This is a genomic window from Streptomyces sp. NBC_01237, from assembly GCF_035917275.1.
Lineage (GTDB): Bacteria > Actinomycetota > Actinomycetes > Streptomycetales > Streptomycetaceae > Streptomyces.
Map to the genome: position 1 here is coordinate 7,026,203 of NZ_CP108508.1, position 19,460 is coordinate 7,045,662.

A 19,460-nucleotide genomic window follows, 5' to 3' on the forward strand; every position below is an offset into this window, starting at 1 on the left:
CGGGACAGCCCTCGGGGAGTAGCGCGGTCGCTGCCGCGTTTCCCTGGAAGGCGCCTTCGGCCATGAGCCGCCGGCGCCACCGAGCCGGGTTCGTCCTCCGTCATCATGACGAACCCGGCGTCGGTATCGGGCACTGTCCGTACGAGGGCGGCCGTCAGACCAGGGTCTTGAGCACGGCCGGGTCGTAGGGCGCGGTCGGGGCCGGCTCGCCTCGCAGCGTCTTCACCGCCCAGTCCGGGTTGGCCAGCAGCGTCCTGCCCACCGCGACGAGGTCGAACTCGTCGCGCCCCAGACGGGCCACCAGCTCGTCGATGCCGGTCACACCCGCCTTCGTGGTGAAGCCCTGGGTGAAGTCGCCCTCGCCGTACTGCTGGTTCAGGCCGACCGAGCCGACCGTCACGGTGGCCTTGCCGCTGAGCTTGCGCACCCAGCCGGCCAGGTTGAGGCCGCTGCCGTCGAACTCGGGCTGCCAGTAGCGGCGTGTGGAGGCGTGGAACGCGTCGACACCGGCCTCGGCCAGCGGGGTCAGCAACTGCGCCAGCTCGTCCGGACTTTCCGCGGTCCGGGCCTCGTATCTGCCGACCTTCCACTGGGAGAGCCGGAAGAAGACCGGGAATCCCGGACTGACGACGGCACGGATCGCCTGCACGATCTCGGAGCCGAAGCGGGCGCGGGAGGCCGCGGCGCCGCCGTAGCGGTCCGTACGCCGATTGGTACCGCTCCACAGGAAGTCGTCGATCAAGTAGCCGTGCGCACCGTGCAGTTCGATGCCGTCGAACCCTAGTCGCTCGGCGGCCGCGGCGGCCTCCGCGAAGGCGGCCACCGTGTCGTCGATGTCCTTCTGGGTCATGGCTCTCCCCGTCGGGGCACCGTCCAGCCCGAGACCGGACGGCCCCTCGGCGGGCGGCTCGGCGACGGTGCGCACCACTCCGGTGTGCCACAGCTGCGGAATGATCTTGCCGCCGGACTGGTGCACCCGCCGCACCACGTGCGCCCAGCCGGCGAGGGGCTCCTCACCGTAGAAGTGGGGAACGTCCGCGTACGCACCGGCGGCGGCGCGGTTGACGTAGGTGCCCTCGGTGATGATCAGCCCGACCTGGTTGGCCGCCCGGCGGGCGTAGTACTCCGCGACGTCCGGGCCCGGCACGCCGCCGGGGGACTGCATTCTGGTCATCGGGGCCATCACGATTCGGTTGGGAAGCATGAGATCGCCCACGGTGAACGGCTCGCCCAGGCTGGCCATTGTTCCTCCCGAGTTGTCGGCACAACTTTCATAAACATTCCGAGTGCGCCATTTTCCCCAACTGGCAAATCGCCTTCCGCTCTGCGGAAAACGTTGTGGCCGCACATCGGTAGTTCATGATTATCGGCCCTGCTGATCGTCACGTCCAGTCGCCAATGATGGGGCGGAGGTGTCGATCGGCCATGGATCGCATGAGGCGATCCAATGCATCGACATAATCAGCTTGACCATGTCAGCGAGATCATTGATAGTGGTTCAAGTGATTCCGCGTCGCCATGATCGACTGGAATGAACTCCCATTCTGAAACGCAACCGAGAATTGTTTCTTCTTGCCGGTCAATGTCGCGGACAGGGTTGTTGGGACAGGAAAGGGGGGAATTCGGAATGAGTCAGAATCGCCTTGCCGCACAGATTCCCGAAGATGTGGAAGGCAAGCGGGTCGTGGTCACCGGCGGAAGCCGCGGGATCGGTGCGGCCATCGTGCAGAACTTGCTCGACGCCGGCGCCAGCGTTGTCACCTCCGCCCGTAACGCCACGGAAGACACCCCGTCCGAAGCCACGTTCGTGAAAGCCGACCTCAGTACTCCCGACGGTGTGCGCGCGTTCGCGGAAGCCGCGCTGGACACGCTCGGCGGAGTGGACATCATCGTCAACAACGCGGGTGGGTGTCGCGCCTTCCAGAGCGCGCTGGACATCGAGAACGACTGGCAGTACACGATGGACATCAATTTTCTCGCCGCCGTCCGGATCAATTCCGCACTCGTTCCCTCCATGCGTGCGAGTGGGGGCGGGGTCGTCGTACATGTCTCGTCCATCGCCACGATTTCCTCCTACCCGATGATCCTGCATTACGCTGCCGCCAAGTCCGCACTCGAGACATACAGCAAAGGCCTCGCGGTCGAGTTGGCGCCGCAAGGCATCCGTGTCGTCGCGCTCTCCCTGGGGAATGTGATGACACCGGGAGCGGACGAGGCGCGCGACAGGATTGTTGATTATCTCGGCAGCGACGCGGATGCGGATGCGGCCGATTGGGCCGATGAAATTCCGCTCGGCCGGCTCGGCCAGGCGCAGGACATCGCCGACGCGGTCGGCTTCCTCGTCTCCCCGCGCGCCTCGTGGATCACCGGCAGCACCCTCGTCATCGACGGCGGGCGGATCGCCGCCCTGTGACCTGCGGCGAAGCGGTCGCCCCGAGGACTGTCCCGAAATCCCTGGCGGGCGCGCGACGGCGGCTACGGCACCTCGCGGCGTTGTCGGAACGCCCGCATGCAACCCGTATGCGGACCTCCCTCCGCCCTGCGACGCACCGCATCCGACGCCGCGCGCCGATCCACCAGGGATGACGGGACAGCCCTTGGACGAACCACCAGAACCACGAACACCGTTGGACCATCACCACGCATTCATCGGTATCCGTTTGCCAGGACTGGAAGGACTGACACGATGACCGCGACAGGGGAAGGGGTTCGGGCCTACCCGTTCGGTCCGATCGACCGACTCGACGTGGACCCGAAGCTGGCCGAGATCTGTGCCGAGCAGCCGGTACTGCGCGTGAGCCTGCCCTTCGGCGGCGACGCCTGGCTGGTCACGCGGCACGCGGACGTCAAGGTGGTACTGGCCGACCCCCGGTTCAGCCGGGCCGCCGCCGTGGGCGATCATGTGCCCCGCACGGTGGCCGTCGGTCTGCCCAGCACCTCCATGCTGAGCATGGACCCGCCGGAGCACAGCAGGCTGCGGCGCCGGGTGGCCAACGCGTTCACCGTGCGCCGTATCGAAGCGCTGCGCCCGCGCGCCCAGCAGATCGTGGACGGCCTGGTCGACACCATGATCGCCGCAGGACCGTCCGCCGATCTCACCAGGACACTGACCTGGCCGCTGCCGATCACGGTGATCTGCGAACTGCTCGGTGTACCCGTCGCCGACCGCGACCGGTTCAACGACTGGGTCGACGGCCTGCTGATGCTGTCCGACCCGGCGCAGTCCGCGCAGGCCCGGGGCCATCTCAACGAATACCTCGCCGGTCTGATCGCCGTCCGCCGCGCCGACCCCACCGACGACCTGCTCGGCGAGCTGGTCACCGTACGGGAGGAAAAGGACCTGCTCGCCGAGGATGACCTGGTCAGCCTCGGGGTCAGCCTGCTGTCCGCCGGGCAGGAGGCCACCGCCAACCAGCTCGGCAACTTCGTCTACACGCTGCTGACCAACCCCCACCTCTGGCAGGACCTCGTCGACGATCCCGGCTTGATACCGGACGCGGTGGAGGAACTCTCCCGGATCATCCCGATCAGCGCGACCGCGGGCTTCACCCGCATCGCCACCGAGGACGTGGAACTGAGCGGGCAGATCGTCCGCGCCGGCGACGCGGTGGTCGCCGAGCTGGGACTGGCCAACCGGGACCCCGAGGTGTTCGACCACCCCGAGGAGATCGACTTCCACCGGGGGGCCGTTCCGCACCTCACCTTCGGGCACGGTGTGCACCACTGCCTCGGCGCCCAGTTGGCCAGGATGGAGCTGCGCATCGTGCTGGAGACCCTGATCCGCCGCCTGCCCGGCCTGCGCCTCGCGGTGCCGGTCGACCAGATGTCGTGGCGGACCGAACGCCTCATCCGCGGGGTGGCCGCGCTGCCGGTCACCTGGTAGCGGGACCCCCTCAGGAGTTCCACGGGCCACGGTGCCGACGCGGCGCGCGTCGACACCGTGGTCTCCGTGAGCGACGGCATACGGCTTCACACTCGGTCGGCACATGCGATGTATCTGCTATCGGCTCGGCGACGTCCATATGCGTGGCGCGCCGACATCACTGGGACGCTACGGAGGGCTGTTCATGGCCGTACCACTGGACGCGATCACCGCGGCGGTGCGTGATCCGGACAAGGGGCTCGCCGAGGTCATGGCGACCGTCATGGAGGGCTACGGGGACCGGCCGGCCCTCGGCGAGCGCGCCCGGGAACCCTCGACGGCGCGTCTGCTCCCGAGGTTCGACACCGTCAGCTTCCGCGAGCTGTGGGCACGCGTCCGCGCGGTCGCCGGCAAGTGGTACCACGACCCGGACTATCCGCTGGCCGCGGGTGACCGGATCTGCATCCTCGGCTTCACCAGCATCGACTACGCGACGCTCAGCCTGGCGTGCATCCACCTGGGCGTCGTGTCCGTGCCCCTGCAGCCCAGCGCGCCGCTGTCCCAACTGCGGCCGATCATCGCGGAGACCGAGCCGCGCGTCCTCGCCGCGAGCATCGAGCGCCTGGACACCGCTGTCGAAGCCGTGATCGAGGGAACCGCGATCGAGCGCCTGCTCGTCTTCGACTACCACCCCGACGTCGAGGACCAGCGCGACGCCTTCGCGTCCGCCCGGCGTCGCCTGGCCGAAGCCGGCAGTCAGGTGGTCATCGACACGCTGGCCGCCGTGACCGAGGACGGAGCCGGGCTGCCACAACCTCCCCTGTTCACCGCCGAGCCGGGCGACGATCCGCTGGCCATGCTCATCTACACCTCCGGCAGTACCGGGACCCCCAAGGGGGCCATGTACACACAGCGGCTGGTCGGCACCGCGTGGTACGGGTTCACCTACGGGGCGGCGGACGGGCCCGTGGTCTGCATCCACTACATGCCGCAGAGCCACCTGGCCGGCTGTTATGCGCTGATGGGCTCGCTCGCCCGGGGCGGTGTCGGCTACTTCACCGCCAGGAGCGACCTGTCCACCCTGTTCGAGGACATCGCGCTGGTCCGCCCCACGGAACTGACCATGGTTCCGCGCGTGTGCGACATGCTCTTCCAGCAGTACCAGAGCGAACTGGACCGGCGGGCCGGCGAGCCGGGTGACCTGGAGACAGCGGTCAAGACGGACCTGCGGGAGAACTTCCTGGGCGGGCGCGTCACCAAGGCACTGGTCGGGACCGCACCGCTGTCCGCCGAGATCGCGGCCTTCGTCGCGTCCTGCCTGGACGTCCACCTCCACATCGGTTTCGGTTCCACCGAAGCCGGTGGCCTGCTGCTCGACTCGGTGGTGCAGCGCCCGCCGGTGATCGACTACAAACTGGCCGACGTCCCGGAACTGGGCTACTTCTCCACGGACCTGCCGCACCCGCGCGGGGAACTGCTGCTCAAGACAAGTGCCATCATCCCCGGGTACTACAAGCGGCCCGAGATCACCGCCGCGGTCTTCGACGAGGACGGCTACTACCGCACCGGCGACGTCATGGCCGAGCTCGGACCCGACCGACTGGCCTACGTCGACCGCACCAAGGACGTCCTGAAGCTGTCCCAGGGCGAGTTCGTGGCCGTCTCCCGCGTGGAGACCGCCCTTCTCGGCAGCCCCCTCGTCCGGCAGATCTTCGTGTACGGCAACAGCGAGCGCGCCCACCTCCTCGCGGTGGTGGTGCCCACCCCGGACGTGCTGGCCAGGGGCGGGGAGGACATCGAGTCGCTCAAGCCGCTGCTCAGCGAGTCGCTCCAGCTGATCGCCAAGGAGGCCGAGCTCAACTCCTACGAGATCCCGCGCGACTTCCTGATCGAGACCGAACCCTTCAGCGCCGGGAACGGGCTGCTCGCCGACAGCCACAAACTGCTGCGCCCCCGGCTCAAGGAGCGCTACGGCGAGGCCCTTGAGCGGTTGTACGCCGAACTCGCCGACGGCCAGGTCACGCAGTTGCGCGAGCTGCGCCGGTCCGGGCCGGACCGGCCGGTGCTGGAAACGGTCGGCCGGGGAGCCCAGGCACTGCTGGGCTGCCCGGACACGGACCTGCGCGCCGACGCGCACTTCACCGACCTGGGCGGGGATTCCCTGTCCGCGCTGTCCTTCTCCCACCTCATGAAGGAGATCTTCCGCATCGAGGTTCCGGTCGGGGTGGTCATCAGCCCGGCCAACGACCTGGCCCAGGTGGCGAGATACATCGAGGCGGAGCGCGCCTCCGGGGCGACCCGGCCGACGTTCGCCTCCGTACACGGCGAGAACAGCTCCGAGGTCCGCGCCGGTGACCTCACCCTGGAGAAGTTCGTCGACCCCGCGACGCTCGCCGCCGCTCCGACGCTGCCCCGCCCCGACGGTGCCGTACGGACCGTCCTGCTGACCGGAGCCAACGGCTATCTCGGCCGGTTCCTGTGCCTGGAATGGCTGGAGCGGCTGGCGCCCGCGGGCGGCAAGCTGATCTGCGTCGTACGCGGAAGCGACGCGGCCGCCGCGGCGGAACGGCTTGAGCGGGCCTTCGACAACGGCGACGCCGAACTGCTCCGGCGCTACCGGGAGCTGGCCGACGGGACCCTGGAGGTCCTCGCGGCCGACCTCGGCGAACCGCACCTGGGCCTGGACGGGGGCGCGTGGAACGCGCTGGCCGACACCGTGGACCTGATCGTCCACCCGGCTGCCCTGGTCAACCATGTGCTGCCCTACGACCAGTTGTTCGGACCCAACGTCGTCGGCACGGCCGAACTGATCCGGCTGGCGCTCACCACGCGGCTCAAGCCCGTCACCTATGTGTCCACCGTCGCCGTGCGGTCCGGCGCCGCGGCCGGGGCTCTGGACGAGGACGCCGACATCCGCGGCACCAGCCCGGTGCGGCGGATCGACCGGAGTTACGCCAACGGGTACGCGACCAGCAAGTGGGCCGGCGAGGTCCTGCTCCGGGAGGCACACGACCTGTGCGGCCTGCCGGTCGTGACCCTCCGCTCGGACATGATCCTCGCGCACAGCACCTACCAGGGGCAGCTGAACGTGCCCGACATGTTCACCCGCCTGGTGCTCAGCCTGGTCGCCACCGGCATCGCACCGGGCTCGTTCTACCGGACCGGGACGCGTGCGCACTACGACGGCCTGCCGGTCGACTTCACCGCCGAGGCCATCACCTCGCTCGGCGCGCGGGCCACCGAGGGCTACCGGACCTACAACGTCCTGAACCCGCACGACGACGGCATCTCGCTGGACACCTTCGTGGACTGGCTCACCGAGGCAGGTCACCCGATCCAGCGGATCGACGACTACGACACCTGGCTCGCCCGCATCGCGGCCGCGATCCGCGCCCTGCCGGAGAAGCAGCGCCGGAACTCGCTACTGCCCCTGCTGGACGCCCTGGCCCGGCCCGAGGAGGGCGTCCCGGGCTCGGTGATCCCCGCCGAACGGTTCCACGCCGCCGTGCGGGCCGCGAAGATCGGTCCCGCCCAGGACATCCCCCATGTGTCACCGGCCCTCATCCGCAAGTACGTCACCGACCTCCGCCGGCTCGGCCTGCTCTGACGGCTGCCCCGCATTCCGACGAGACACAGGGAAGGAGACTTCGATATGGAGCAGACCATCAGCGGCACGGCGGTACGGTTTCTGCGGCGTCTGGAGGTGTACGACTTCGCCGACGCCCGGGCGATGTGCACCGACAGGGCCACCGTGTGGCAGAACGACGGCCAGGGTGAGCAGCCGGTGGACGAGCGGCTGCGGCAGTTCGGTTCCTTCGCGGCCACGGTCGATTCGCTGCGGTTCGACGTGGTCCGTCAGTTCCGGGACGCCGACGAGGTGCTCCTGCAGTACCTGCTCCACCTGGTCACGGCCGACGGGTCACGCAGTGAGGTCCACGCGGTGGTGCACTTCCGGTTCGAGGGCGGACTCATCGACCGGATCGAGGAGAACATCTACACCGTGCCGGAGGAGAAGGACGCCTGATTCCCCGTCGGCGGAGGTGGAGCCGGAGGTCTGCGGAATGGCCGCCGAGGGTGTCAACCCGCTGCGGAGCGCGTCACCCTCACGGGAGGCGGACAAGGGTGGTTGCGACACTCTTTTCGGCCGTTGGAGGGGTGGCGGCAGGTACAGGTGTGCCCGGTGCGTTCTGGGTGATGTGCGTATGGCTGCCGGGGCGGACGTGGCGCCGTCGGCCCCGGCGGACGGGTCCGGCAAACCGGCCGTGCCGGATTGGCCCGGACCCAAGGGCATTTGCTTTCCGTATCGCTTGAATTGCGTTGTGCTTTCGGTGGTTACCCCTCCGCCGAGGCGCAGACCCCTGGTCCGGTCGGCGGAGGATGCCGACCGCCGCCGAACCTAGGGGAATTCAGTGACCACACCTCCACCGGCTCCGCTCCGGGTCGCACTGGTCAACGGAAGTTTCGAAGAGCCCGTCGTCACCGGCTTCGAGATTCTTCCGGACGCGTCACAGACGCAGGCAGTCAAGCGTGTACCGGGCTGGCGCACCACCTCGACCGATCACATGATCGAGCTGTGGCGTTCCGGCTTCAACGGCGTGCCGGCCGTGCACGGCTCCCAGTTCGCCGAGCTGAACGCGCGCCAGGTCGCCACGCTCTACCAGGACCTGCCGACCACGCCCGGCTCGAAGCTGTACTGGAGGCTGTACCACCGCGGACGGCAGGGCCAGGACACCATGGCACTGGACATCGGCACACCGGGCTCCGCGGTCGAGCAGCGGCGCTTCACCGACGGCAACAGCGCCTGGGGCTACTACACGGGCACCTATATCGTCCCGGCGGGCCAGACGCTGACCCGGTTCGCGTTCCGTTCCATCTCCGCCGCCGGCGGAAACCAGGGCATCGGGAACTTCCTGGACGGCGTCTTCTTCGGCACCGCCCCCTATCTGGTGCTCACCAAGACCGCCATCCCCATGGGACCGCTGGAGGTGGGGGACGTCCTCACCTACCGCATCACGGCCAGGAACGAGGGCGGAGGCGCGGCCGAAGCGGTCGTCCTGACCGATGTCATTCCCCCAGGTACGACGTACGTGCCCGGATCCCTGCGCATCGTCGACGGTCCCAACGCCGGGCCGAAGAGCGACCGGGCCGGCGATGACCAGGCGTCCTTCGACGCCCAGGGCAACAAGGTGGTCTTCCACCCGGGCAACGGCGCTTCCGGCACGCAGGCGGGCAGCCTGCCCAACACCGAGACCCTGCCGGGCGGCACCACCGTGGAGTACCGGGTCACCATCGGCCGGAGCGCGGGTGGCCGGCGGGTCATCAACAGCGCCACCGCCGCCTACGAGAACCGCCTCGGCCCGACCCCCGAACCGCTGACCGCCACGTCCAACGACGCGGTCACGGAGGTCAATCCGGCTGCCGACCTGGCCGTGGTGAAAGCGGCCGACGCGACCACGGTCACCGAGGGACAGACCGTGACCTACCGGATCGCCGTGCGGAACACCGGGCCGAACCGGGCTACCGGTGTGACCGTCACCGACCGGCTCCCCGACCACCTCACCTTCCTGACCGCCAAGTCCTCCTCCGGAACCTACGATCCGGCGACCGGGCAGTGGACGGTGGGTGACCTGGCCGTCGGCGCCACCGCCACCCTCGTGCTGCGGGCCAAGGCGACCGCCCCCGGCTCGATCACCAACACCGCCACCGCCACCGCATACGAGAAGGACCCCGACCCGACGAACAACTCCGACGCCGTGACCATCTGCGTCGAACGCGCCCCCTCCTGCTGTGACCCCTGCTCCGGTCAGGAGTAGCCGCCCAGCCGCTACGCCAGGTCCAGCAACTGCTCGTAGAAACCGCCGAAGCCGTGCGCTTCGTCGATGAGGTGGATCTCCAGGATCCAGTGGCAGCGCCATCCGGCCCGGTCGGTGCGCCGGATCGGATGGCCGTTGTCCGGGGTGACATAGGAGTCGGTCCTCGCGCCGTCGATCATCTCGTGGGGGAACTCGCCCACCAGGTGGCCCGCGTGCCATCCGCCCAAGGCCCAGCCCGCCTCGGCGGCCAGGCGCTCCACTTCGGCGTACAGTCGGCGGCCGGTGATGTGCGGGTCCGACCGGAAGGCGCTCCGGCCCGCGGCGAAGACGGTGGCCAGGTCGTCGCGGAGCCGGTGCTTGTCCGGGTCGTCGCCGAAGACGAAGGTGCGGCCGAAGTCCGCCTCGTACTCCTCGAAGATCGGTCCGAAGTCGGCGAACGCGATGTCGTCCTCGCCGATGATCCGGTCCGGGGGGTTCTCCTTGTACGGGAACAGCGTGTTCGGGCCCGATCGGACGATCCGCTTGTGCCAGTGCTTCGTGGTGCCGAACATCTCGTTCGCGAGGTCCCGGATCCGGTCGCTGACCTCCCGCTCTCCCGCCCCGGGTGCCACCAGGCCCCGTCGTTCGACCTCGGCGAACAGGGCCTCGGCCTTGCGCTGTGCCTCCACCAGGCCGAGGGCGCGCAACTGCTCGTCCATACGGTCGGGTACTCCCATGGTGCTGTTCCTCTTCCTCACTAGCGGGTTGCGCGCACGATGACGAGCGAACCGTCGTAGGCGGGCCGCGTGCGCAGGTGACCGAATCGCCGGTCCCAGGCCCCGGAGGCCAGGTCGCGGCGCAGTGTCACGTCGAAGCGTTCCCGCACCTCGTCGTCGACGAAGCTCCACGCCGAGCAGCCCTGGCGGGCGGCGGGATCCAGAAGCATCTCGGGCCGGCCGTAGTAAGCCTCGTCGAAGCCGTCGGTGCAGTCCAGCGGAATCGGAACGGTCCGGATGGTGCCGGTGCCGCCGAGCGCGGCGGTCAACTCCTCGACGGGAGGGTGGCGGCGGGCCTCGATGTCGAGGACCTCGGGCGCGTACCCGTACAGCCAGAAGTCGCGTACGAGATCCGGGGCGCGGGTCAGGACGACGACCGGGCCGTGTGTGACGCGCCGGATCTCGCGCAGACCGGCTCCCGGGTCGTTCCACTGGTGGACGCCGAAGAGGGCCATCGCTCCGTCGAACTCCCCGTCCGCGAAGGGCAGGTTCTCCGCGACGGCACCGACGGCATGGACGGCATCGACGGCCCGGGTGAGCCGGGCGGGGCGCCGGGCGCGCGGGGGGCCGGACGGTTCGACCGCTGTCACCGTGTCGGCGGCGCTCCCGGGGGACCCGGCTCCCGCACCGACGTGGAGGACATGGCCGGCGCCGTCCAGGGCCTCGGCGAGGAACTGGGCGATACGGGGGTCGGGCCGTCGGCGGGCGGTGCGGCCGGAGCCGGTGGAGCCGTGGCCGATGTCTCCGGCGCGGATGTCCCGGGCGCTGCCGTCACCGCACTTCGAGCCCGTGGTCATGCACGGCTCCCTCCGCCTCCGGGTACCGGACGCACCCTCGTTCATCCTGCATCCGAGAGGGCTGTTCCGTAAACCGGATGGCAAATGCTTGTTCTATCGACCGAAAACCCCACAGATGCGGTCCTGGAGGATGTGTCCTCCCGTCCGATCGGCGGGTGAGCCGCATGCCTGTCGGGCGCAGCCGTGCCCGCACCCAGTGGCGAGTTCGGGGGTGCGGGGGCCCGATCAGAGGGCCACGGCGGTGACTTCGGTGGCCTTCACACTCGTCCACACCGGCACTCCGTCGGCCAGGCCGAGTTCGGCGGCGGACTGCGGGGTGATCTCGGCGACGAGGTCCGGTGTCCGGTCCGACACGATCAGGACCCGGAGCCGGCTCCCGCTGGCGGTGATCTCCCGTACGGTCCCGGACCAGACGTTGCGCGGGCTGCCGGTGGGCTTGTCGCGGTGTACGGAGACGGCTTCCGGGGCGATGACCGCGAGCGCGGGAGTGCCCGCCGGCAGGGGGTCGGCGACGATGAGGCGGCCTCCGCCCCGGAGCCGGAGCCCGTTGTCGGTGGCGGTGCCGGGCCAGGCGTTGCGGCCGAGCATGCGGGCGACCCAGGGGGAGCGGGGGTGGCGGGCGACATCGGCGGGCGGGGCGTCCTGGAGGGCGCGCCCGTCGTCCAGGACCAGGACCCGGTCGGCGAGTGCGATCGCTTCCACGGGGTCATGGGTGACGATCAGGCATACGCCGCCGAAGCCGTCGAGATGGCGGCGGAGGGTGTGCCGCACCTGGGCGCGGGTCGTCTGGTCGAGGGCGGCGAGCGGTTCGTCGAGCACGAGCAGCCGGGGGCGGGCGGCCAGCGCACGGGCGAGTGCGACGCGCTGGGCCTGGCCCCCGGAGATCTGGGTCGGCCTGCGGTGCGCGAGATGGCCGACGCCGAGACGGTCCAGCCACTCCTGGGCGTGGCGACGGGCCTCGGCGCGCGGGACACCGTGGGAACGAAGCCCGTAGGCGGTGTTGGCCAGTGCGTTCACGTGCGGAAAGAGGGCACCGTCCTGCGGCACCCAGGCCACGCCCCTGCGGTGCGGGGGGAGCGCGGTGACGTCGGTGTCGCCGAGCCGGAGTTCGGCGTGGGCGCGCGGGGTGAGGCCGAGCAGGGCGCGCAGCAGGGTGGTCTTGCCGGCGCCGTTGGGGCCGACGACGGCGATGGTGGTTCCGGCGTCCGCGTCGAGGGTGAGTTCGTTGAATCCGGTGACCGTGGCGTGGAGCGGCCAGCTCCCCCCGTCGCCGTCGAGGTGGGGCGCGACCGCCGCGGTGGCGTATGTGTCCTGCGGGGCGGAGCCGGATTCGTCCGCCGGAACGTGCGGCCGGGCGGCGGCCCTGTCCGGGGTGCCGGTCCAGCGTCCGCGCAGGGCGATGAGGACGACCATGGCGATGGCGAGGAGGAACAGGGAGACCGACGTGGCGGCTTCCGGGTCGTCCTGGAGCAGCAGGTAGACCTGGAGGGGCAGCGTCTGGGTGGTGCCGGGGAGATTGCCCGCGAAGGTGATGGTCGCGCCGAACTCACCGAGTGCGCGCGCCCAGGTGAGGGCGGCGCCCGCGGCGAGCCCGGGGGCGACCATCGGCAGGGTGACGGTGAGGAACACCCGTACCGGCGAAGCTCCCAGGGAGGCCGCGGTCTCCTCGTAACGGGGGCGCAGCCCGCCGAGTGCTCCTTCGAGGCTGATGATCAGGAACGGCATCGCGACGAACGTCGCGGCGAGGACGGCGCCGGAGGTGTGGAAGGGCAGCGTGATGCCGAACGCGTCCTCCAGCCACGGCCCGAGCAGCCCGCGGCGGCCGAAGGCCAGCAGGAGGGCGACACCGCCGACGGTGGGCGGCAGCACCATGGGCAGCAGCACGAGGGTCCGGACGAACGCCTTGCCGGGGAAGTCGACCCGGGCCAGCAGCCAGGCCAGGGGAACACCGAGGACGAGGGAGAGGCCCAGTGCCCAGGCCGAGACGATCAGGGAGAGCTTCAGCGCCTCGGTCGTCCCGGGGCTCGTGAGGTGAGCGCCCAGGTCGGCCCATGAGGTGCGGGCGAGGATCCCGATCAGCGGCAGCAGCAGGAAGGCGATGGCCAGCAGCGCGGGGATCGCCAGGGCCATCGGTGCGCGGGGGCCGGTGGCGCGGTGGCGAAGGCGTCTCATCGAAGGTCCCTGATGCTCGAAGTGCCGTGCGGGCGGCCCGGCCCCCGAACCGGGCCGCCCGCACGGGTCGGTGGCCTGTTACGGCTTCTGGAAGCCGGCGGCGGCGAGGATCTTCTGGGCCTCGGGGGTGGACAGCCACGCCACGAACGCGGTCGCGGCCTCGCTGTGCTTCGAGGTCTTCAGCGTCGCGGCCGGGTAGGAGGCGACGGCGTTCTGCGCGTCCGGGATGTCGATCGCCTCGACCTTGTCGGTGGCCGTGGCGGCGTCCGTCCTGTAGACGAGACCGGCGTCGGCCTCGCCGAGTTCGACCTTGCTGAGGACGGCGCGGACGTTGGGCTCCTGGGAGACCGGCTTCACGTCGATCTTCTGTGCGTCCAGGATCTGCTGGCTGTAGCGCCCGACCGGAACCTCGGGCGCGGCGAGAACCACCTTCAGCTTCGGGTCCGCGAGGTCCTTGAGGTTCTCGACCTTCTCCGGGTTGCCCTTGCCCGTGGCGATCACCAGGCGGTTCTTGGCGATGACGGTCGGCGCTCCGGTGTCGGACTTCAGCCCGTCCATCGTCTTGGTGTCCGCGGTGACCAGAGCGTCGGCAGGTGCGCCCTGCTTGACCTGGGCGGCGAGCTCCTGCGAACCGGCGAAGGAGAACGTCACCTTCGTGCCGGGGTGTTCCTTCTCGTAGGCCGCACCGGCCGTCTTGAAGACATCGGTGAGCGAGGAGGCGGCCAGAACCGTCAGGTCGGCCTTCGGCGCGCCCGAGGAGGTGGCCTTGTCGCCCGAGTCCTTCTTGTCGTCGTCGCTGCCGCAGGCGGCCAGCGGAACGAGGAGAGCGGCCGTGAGGATCGCGGCCGCGGTACGCCGCCCGGTGAAGGTGAGGGACATGAGGGTGGGACTCCTTGGGGACGCGGTCGGCCGGTGCCGCCCGAGCGGATGATGGTGAGCCGCGCCGGGGACGGGCGACGCCGCTGGGTGGAGCAGTGGATCAGGTGCGATCGATGTGCACGCTGGTCGACTTGACGCGGGCGGTGGCCTGCATGCCGACCTCCAGCCCCAGCTCTTCGACCGCTTCCCGGGTCAGGAGCGAGACGAGGCGGTGCGGGCCGGCCTGGATCTCCACCTGGGCCGCGACGTCGCCGAGTTTCACGGCGGTGACGATGCCGGGAAAGGCGTTGCGGGCCGAGGTGTAGGACGCGTCGTCCTCACCGGTGCCCGCCTGGGCGACTTCGATGGAGAACGCGGCCAGGTCCCGGCCGTCGATGAGGCGGCGACCGCTCTCCTCGCGGTGGGTCGCGACCCGTCCGGCATCCGCCCAGCGGCGGGCTGTGTCGGGGCTGACGCCGAGCAGACGAGCGGCCTGCCCGATGGTGTAGGACTGCATGTGCGACACGTTAGAGGAACTTAGCTCGTATTTACAAAGCTTAATGCGAACCTCCATGGTAAATGCGCCGCCACCTGGAGGATGATCCGAAAGCGGTGCCCGAGGGCTCTCCAGGAAAATGCAGACCAGAAAATAGCTGGCAATTCCGTACAAATTCGATGCGCCCTTCATCGGCCCTGAGCGGGCTCGGCAGCCCGCCGAACCTCAGCCGGGCCGCGCCTTCCGCCCCGGCTCGGGCCACACGCCGACCAGCACACGGGTGATGGCACTGACGTACCGCGCCCCGCACCGGTCGACGGGCACCACCAACTGGCTCCCGGCCACGTCGAGATCCTCGCCGTCCATCCGGGTGGCCAGGAGGACCGGGGCGTTGCCGAAATCGGCGTCGATCTCCGCCCAGGCCAGCACCGTGCGGTGCCCGTCCCCACCGGACACCGCGAGTACGAAGCGGGAACGGTCCTTGCGCCGACGGACATCGAACAGCGGCTGCGCGTCAAGGACCACCTCACGCAGCAGGGGCCCTTCGAACCGGTGCCGCCGCGGGCCGCCGGTGGCGCAGTCGAAGACCACCTCGGCCCGGTGCTGCTCCCATCCGGCCCGTAGATCACCCACCGTCAGCGTCGCCGGCCGGACGACCTCCCCGAGCACGGTCAACGAGGCGAAGCGCGCCGGGGGAGTACGGGACTGCGCACTGAGTCGGCTCATGGGATCCCCCAGTCGAACGGCCCGCGGGGCGGCTGTCAGAAGGTATGCCCCGCAGCTGTTCGACGGAATCGTGCATGCGAGGACATCCACCTCCTTTACCTGGCTTCTGGGAATCGACACAGGGGATTCCCTTCATATCTGGCAGCCCGCGAGCCCGCGAGCCCGCAGCCCGCCCACCGTGCCCGCAGCCCGCCGGGGGATCAGCCGGCGGCCGTCCCCGCGCGTCGGTCCAGGGCGAGCCAGACACGGTCGCGGGTCAGGGGAAGTTCGGTGAACCGGATGCCGGTGGCGTCGCGCAGAGCGTTGGCGAACGCCGGTGCGACCGGGTTGAAGGGGCTCTCGCTCATCGACTTCGCCCCGAGCGGACCGATCGCGTCGGAGGTCTCCATGAAGTGCACCTCGGTACGGGGGATGTCGGCGTACTGGGGGAGCCGGTACTGGCGGAACGCGGTGGTGGTGACTTCGCCGCGATCGTTCAGACGGACGTTCTCGAAGAGTGTGGCGCCCAGCGCCTGCGCGATGCCGCCCTCGATCTGTCCCCGGCACTGCATGGGGTTCATCACCTTGCCCGCGTCCGCCGCGTGCACACTGCGCAGCACCCTGATCTCCCCGGTCCCGGGGTCCACGGCCAGCCGGAACCACTGCGCGTTGAAGGCGACGGAACGCGGCGTACCGCCGAAATGGCCGTCCGCCGCGAGTTCCTGTCCGGCCGTCCGGGCCGCCGCGTACAGCTCCTTCAGCAGGACGCGCCGACGACGGCACTCGACAGCGTCCTCGTCGAGGCGGCACTCCTCGCGGGCCGCACCGAGGTGCTCCGCCGCGAAGTCCAGGATCTTCGCGGCGAGGGCCCGGGAGGCGCGGAGGGTCGCTTTGCCGGCCACCACGGTTCCCGTCGATCCGAACGCCCCGGTGTCGTGCTTCACGACGTCGGTGTCGGACTGGCGCACGGTGATCCGGTCGACCGTGGCCGCCAGCTCTCCGGCCGCGATCTGGCGGTGGACGGTGGTGGTGCCGTTGCCGAACTCCGCGGTTCCCACGGCCAGGTCGTAGGTACCGTCCGCCCGGAGACCGATCCGGGCATCGGCGATGTGGCCCCCGGGCGGCCCGGTCGCGATCATGGACAGTGCTGTCCCCTCACCCACGAGCCAGCCAGGGGGCGCCGGTTGTGCGGACTCCCTCCGCGCGTCGCGCACGACGGCCAGGCACTGGTCGAGTCCGTAGCTGGCGATGTGCAGGTCCTCCTCCTCGCCGCCCGGACCGGTCATGGCCTCGCCGGGACCGATGATGTTGCGCTCCCGGAACGCCAGAGGGTCCATGCCGAGCAGCCGGGCCAGTTCGTCCATCACCGACTCCATGGCGAAGACGACCTGTCCGAGCCCGTATCCACGAAAGGCGCCCGCCGGTACCGCATGGGTGTAGACGGAATACCCGTCGGCCTTCTTGTGCGGAGCGCGGTAGACGGCCAGCGACTCACCGACACTGTGGAACATCACCGCCGGGCCGTGATTGCCGTACGCCCCGGTGTTGGAGACCACGCGCAGCTGGATCGCGGTCAGGGTGCCGTTCTTCCGGGCACCGGCCTTCACCCGGACGGTGAACGGGTGCCGGGTGGTGGCCCCGTAGAACTGCTCGGCACGGGTGTACTCGAGTTTCACGGGCCGGTGCAGACGCATCGCGGCGAGTACGACGATGTCCTCGACGATCATTTCCTGCTTGCCGCCGAAACCACCGCCCACCCTCCCCGCCAGCACACGGACCTGCTCCATGGGCAGATCGAACAGGGTGCACAGGGCCCGGCGGGTGAGGAAGGGCGTCTGTGTGCTGGAGCGCACGACGATGCGCTCGGCCCCCTCGTCCGTCTCCTCGAACCAGGCCACGGCGCCGTGCGTCTCCAGGCTCGCGTGCTGGACCCGCTGGGTACGGAACGTCTCCTCGTACACCACGTCCGCCTCGGCGAAGCCCTCCTCCACCGACCCGGTCTCCCCGTGCACCTCACCCACGACGTTGTTCTGCGGCCGGGAGATACGTGCGGTTCCGGCGTCCTTGGCGTGCACGACCGGTGCACCGGGAAGCATCGCCTCCTCCGGGTCGAGGACCGCGGGCAGCACCTCGTACGTCACCTCGACGCGCCGGCAGGCTTCCTCCGCCGCCGCCTCGCTGTCGGCGACGACCGCGGCCACCCGCTGGCCGGCATGGCGCACGGTGTCGTCGAGGAGCCGGGTGTCGTCCGGGTCCTCGGTGGGGTGCTCGTGCCGGGCACTCGAATAGTGCCGTTCAGGGGCGTCGTGGTGGGTGAGGACCAGATGCACCCCCGGTACGCGCAGCGCGGCGGCCGTGTCGATGGCGGTGATCCGGGCGTGCGGGTGCGGGGAGCGCAGCAGCTTCATGTGCAGCAGACCGGGTACGTCGATGTCGAAGGTGTACCGGGCCGTTCCCGTGACCACCTGCGGGCCCGCGGGCGCGGGAAGGTTCCGGCCCACCGCGGCACCCGCGCACGGAGCCTCGACGTGCTTCACACCGCGTACGGCGTCCTCGATGGCGCGGTATCCGGTGCAGCGGCAGAGATTCCCCTTGAAGGCACGCGGCAGGTCACCGAGCTGTTCGTCGTCCAGCGCCGCGGTGGTCATCAGATATCCGGCCGTGCAGAAGCCGCACTGGAACCCCTGGGCATCGAGGAACTTCTGCTGCACCGGGTGGAGTTCACCGTCGGTGGCCAGACCTTCGACGGTGGTCACCGACCGGCCCGCGGCGCGGAGGGCGGGGAAGAGGCAGCTGTGCACGGGCCTGCCGTCCACATGAACCGTGCAGGCCCCGCAGTCGCCCGCGTCGCACCCCTTCTTCACACCGAACCAGCCGCGCTCGCGCAGATAGGTCCGCAGGCACTGGCCCGGTCGCGGTTCGGCGTCGAAAGGCCGCTCATTGACGTGGATCCCGAAGCTCATCGGTCGCCCCTCGTGGTCAGCTCGCGGCGGATCTCCTCGGCCAGGCGGAAGGCCATGTGGCGCCGCCAGGCGGGCAGTCCGTGGATGTCGTCGTACCAGTCGGCGTCCCCGACGGCCCCTTCGAGGGCGTTTCTCAGTTCCCGCGCGTCCGGTGGCAACGGGAACCAGAGGCGGAAGGGGCGAACCGTGGCCGCGGTCACCGTCACGGACAGCGAGCCGTCCACCGGGTCGAGCACCCCGATGACCAGAGCGCCGGACCGGCCCAGACCGTACAGGGACGCCTGGCGGAAGGCGGTGCGCGAGGCCATGGCACGGGCGGGCAGCGTGACGGAGCGCAGCAACTCACCCTCGCCCAGGTCCTTCAGCCCGGCACCGACGACGAAGTCCACCACCCGCGGACGGCGGAGCGAACCGTCCTGCGCCTGGAGCAGGCACTCGCCGTCGAGCGCGGCGGTGAGCGAGATCATCGGACCGGCCGGCAGGCCGTTGCAGAGGTTCCCGCCGACCGTGGCCATGTTCCAGATCTTGAACGAGGCCAGGAACGCGCGGCAGCACTGCTCGAACAGCGGAGCCGCCCGTGCTCCGCACCCGCGTCCGAAGCGGGACAGCTCCGCGACGGTGCAGGTCGCGGCGATCTCCACCGAACCGTCGGGGAGGCGCCGGACCGGCTCCCAGCCCATCCGGCTCAGATCCACCAGTCGCCGCAGGTGCGGCTGAGGCTCGGAGAACAGATAGGTGCCGCCCGCGAGCCAGGCATCGCCAGGCCGCCAGGGTGCGGGGATCCGGGCATCGCGTACATCCCGCACTGTATGGAGATCCATCGTGCACTCCGCTCCGGCCGTTGCGTCTTCGGCCACCGACGGGCTCAGTGAAGCAAGAGGGCGACCCCGCGCACGACTGGTGCGGAACACGAGAAAGGACAAGCCGCCGCCTCCCGCGCTGGAGGATCACCCAAGAGATGTATCGCTTGCATCACCTGGCATTTACGATGACTCGACTCGTATTCGCCTCGTGAATGTGAGATGACGGGTGCAGCTCG

The 19,460-nt window shown here is 70.0% G+C and carries 14 protein-coding genes; 5 read left to right on the plus strand and 9 right to left on the minus strand.

The window, feature by feature from the left end:
• Nucleotides 1-154: 154 nt before the first annotated feature.
• Nucleotides 155-1,243 (minus strand): NADH:flavin oxidoreductase, encoded by a 1,089-nt coding sequence (locus tag OG251_RS31280; protein ID WP_326680240.1) that lies wholly within the window; start codon nucleotides 1,241-1,243, stop codon nucleotides 155-157.
• 384 nt (nucleotides 1,244-1,627) lie between these two features.
• On the opposite strand from OG251_RS31280, the gene OG251_RS31285 reads away from it, so the two are divergent.
• The 5 genes from OG251_RS31285 (at nucleotide 1,628) to OG251_RS31305 (ending at nucleotide 9,675) form a co-directional block, all read left to right on the plus strand.
• Nucleotides 1,628-2,413, plus strand: coding sequence for an SDR family oxidoreductase (locus tag OG251_RS31285; protein ID WP_326680241.1), 786 nt, complete (start codon nucleotides 1,628-1,630; stop codon nucleotides 2,411-2,413).
• A 273-nt stretch (nucleotides 2,414-2,686) separates the two neighbouring features.
• Nucleotides 2,687-3,883: a cytochrome P450 gene (locus OG251_RS31290; RefSeq protein WP_326680242.1), complete on the plus strand. Its 1,197-nt coding sequence runs from the start codon at nucleotides 2,687-2,689 to the stop codon at nucleotides 3,881-3,883.
• A 184-nt stretch (nucleotides 3,884-4,067) separates the two neighbouring features.
• The gene (gene car / locus OG251_RS31295; RefSeq protein WP_326680243.1) at nucleotides 4,068-7,469 is read left to right on the plus strand and encodes a carboxylic acid reductase; all 3,402 of its coding nucleotides are present in this window, start codon (nucleotides 4,068-4,070) and stop codon (nucleotides 7,467-7,469) included.
• 45 nt (nucleotides 7,470-7,514) lie between these two features.
• On the plus strand, nucleotides 7,515-7,886 hold the full coding sequence (locus OG251_RS31300) for a nuclear transport factor 2 family protein (RefSeq protein WP_326680244.1): 372 nt from the start codon (nucleotides 7,515-7,517) through the stop codon (nucleotides 7,884-7,886).
• A 385-nt stretch (nucleotides 7,887-8,271) separates the two neighbouring features.
• Nucleotides 8,272-9,675, plus strand: coding sequence for a DUF7507 domain-containing protein (locus OG251_RS31305; RefSeq protein ID WP_326680245.1), 1,404 nt, complete (start codon nucleotides 8,272-8,274; stop codon nucleotides 9,673-9,675).
• Nucleotides 9,676-9,686: 11 nt separating this feature from the next.
• Here OG251_RS31305 and OG251_RS31310 read toward each other — a convergent pair whose 3' ends face one another.
• From OG251_RS31310 to OG251_RS31345, 8 genes are all read right to left on the minus strand, one after another.
• On the minus strand, nucleotides 9,687-10,391 hold the full coding sequence (locus OG251_RS31310; RefSeq protein WP_326680246.1) for a M24 family metallopeptidase: 705 nt from the start codon (nucleotides 10,389-10,391) through the stop codon (nucleotides 9,687-9,689).
• 20 nt (nucleotides 10,392-10,411) lie between these two features.
• The gene (locus OG251_RS31315; RefSeq protein WP_326680247.1) at nucleotides 10,412-11,227 is read right to left on the minus strand and encodes a class I SAM-dependent methyltransferase; all 816 of its coding nucleotides are present in this window, start codon (nucleotides 11,225-11,227) and stop codon (nucleotides 10,412-10,414) included.
• Nucleotides 11,228-11,452: 225 nt separating this feature from the next.
• On the minus strand, nucleotides 11,453-13,399 hold the full coding sequence (locus tag OG251_RS31320; protein ID WP_326680248.1) for an ABC transporter permease: 1,947 nt from the start codon (nucleotides 13,397-13,399) through the stop codon (nucleotides 11,453-11,455).
• A gap of 78 nt (nucleotides 13,400-13,477) precedes the next feature.
• On the minus strand, nucleotides 13,478-14,278 hold the full coding sequence (gene modA, locus OG251_RS31325) for a molybdate ABC transporter substrate-binding protein (protein ID WP_326680249.1): 801 nt from the start codon (nucleotides 14,276-14,278) through the stop codon (nucleotides 13,478-13,480).
• 100 nt (nucleotides 14,279-14,378) lie between these two features.
• Entirely contained in the window at nucleotides 14,379-14,774 is a 396-nt protein-coding gene (locus OG251_RS31330) for a TOBE domain-containing protein (protein ID WP_326680250.1), read from the minus strand.
• A 204-nt stretch (nucleotides 14,775-14,978) separates the two neighbouring features.
• Complete coding sequence (locus OG251_RS31335) at nucleotides 14,979-15,479, minus strand: molybdopterin-dependent oxidoreductase (RefSeq protein WP_326680251.1); 501 nt, start codon at nucleotides 15,477-15,479, stop codon at nucleotides 14,979-14,981.
• A gap of 200 nt (nucleotides 15,480-15,679) precedes the next feature.
• Entirely contained in the window at nucleotides 15,680-18,421 is a 2,742-nt protein-coding gene (locus OG251_RS31340; RefSeq protein WP_326680252.1) for a molybdopterin-dependent oxidoreductase, read from the minus strand.
• Nucleotides 18,418-19,242 carry an FAD binding domain-containing protein gene (locus OG251_RS31345; protein ID WP_326680253.1) on the minus strand — a complete coding sequence of 275 codons (825 nt, stop codon included), beginning with the start codon at nucleotides 19,240-19,242 and terminating at the stop codon, nucleotides 18,418-18,420. Before OG251_RS31345 ends, OG251_RS31340 begins: the two co-directional genes overlap by 4 nt.
• Between the last annotated feature and the right edge of the window lie 218 nt (nucleotides 19,243-19,460).